Here is a 1,155-nt window from a genome sequence, read left to right on the forward strand (position 1 = left end):
ACCTGCGCCTGGCTCGCCCTGGCCCGGCGGGTCCTGCGCGGCGGCGTCCGGTACGCCGACGGCCGGGTACGCCGCGCCGCCCACTTCGAACACACCCTCCGCCGCCGCCTCACCGCGCGCTGATCGCCGGCGCCCGCACCGGCGCGGACGCGGAGCGGATCCAGACGTCAAAACCAACTCGCGCCACGCCCCGGCGGAAGCCGGGAGTGGCCGCGAGCTGCGGTGTACGACGTAGGTGCCTCGGGTCAGTACCGCACCTGTTCGCGGGACTGCTGGGCCTGGTCCTTGACGTCCTGGGCGGCCGACTTGCTGTCGTCCTTGACCGCGTGGACGGCGTCCTGGGCGGTGGCCTTCACCGACTCGGTGGCGCGCTGCGCGGGCTCGCGCAGCTCCTCCTTGATCTCGCTGGCGACCTCGCCCAGCTTCTCCTTCACCACCCCGCTGTGCTCGGTGGCCTTCTCCTTGACCTGGGCGGCCAGCTCCTGCTCCCGGCGGGTGGCCGGGATCAGCGAGGACACCAGCATGCCGACGCCGAAGGCGATCAGGCCGGCGGCCACCGGGTTGCCCTCGGACTTCTGCCGGATCACCTGCGGCGCCCGCTGCGCGGCGTCGCCGACGGTCGAGGCGGCCGAGTGGGCCTTGTCGCCGACGGTCGAGGCGGCGGAGTGGGCCTTGTCGCTGACGGTGGAGGCCGCCGAGGAGGCGCGGTCGCCGACCGAGGAGGCGGCGTGGCCGGTGCTGTGGCCGAGGTCGGAAGCGCTACCCATAACCTTTTCCCTCACATTCTGCAGCGCGCTGCGCACCCGCTGCTTACGGTCGTCGACGATGCGGCCGGGGCTGACCTTGTACGCCAGCGCGTCCACGTCGGAGCTCAGGCTGTTGCGGGTCGCCTCGATCTCCCGGCGGATCTGGTCGGGATCGGTGCTCATCGGGTGACTCCCTCCGGGTGGGGCTTCAGCGCGTCGGGGATGCGCTGCACGCTGTCGTTGGTCTGCTTGAGGCCGCGAATACGCTCGGCGTTCTTCTTGGCCATGGAGTAGAGGACGGCGGCGACGACCGCCCAGATCACGGCCACGATCAGCGCGGCCAGGCCCGAATCCATCACGTTGTCCAGGGCCTGCCACAGCGCGATGGACAGGAACAGCGCCACCATGT

The 1,155-nt window shown here is 71.6% G+C and carries 2 protein-coding genes; both read right to left on the reverse strand.

Features of this window, described 5'->3' with window-relative positions; translation table 11 throughout:
- Positions 1 to 245 precede the first annotated feature (245 nt).
- Positions 246 to 929: a DUF3618 domain-containing protein gene (locus JNW89_RS36315; protein WP_238452439.1), complete on the reverse strand. Its 684-nt coding sequence runs from the start codon at positions 927 to 929 to the stop codon at positions 246 to 248.
- On the reverse strand, positions 926 to 1,155 hold a 230-nt coding region (locus JNW89_RS36320), incomplete at its 5' end, for a phage holin family protein (protein WP_238452440.1). The genes JNW89_RS36315 and JNW89_RS36320, both read right to left, overlap by 4 nt.

Source organism: Micromonospora sp. 4G55, from assembly GCF_016803375.1.

Excerpts from the sequence above, each read along its gene's own strand:
- JNW89_RS36315 (WP_238452439.1), bottom strand. The coding sequence starts at position 929 with ATGAGCACCGATCCCGACCAGATCCGCCGGGAGATCGAGGCGACCCGC.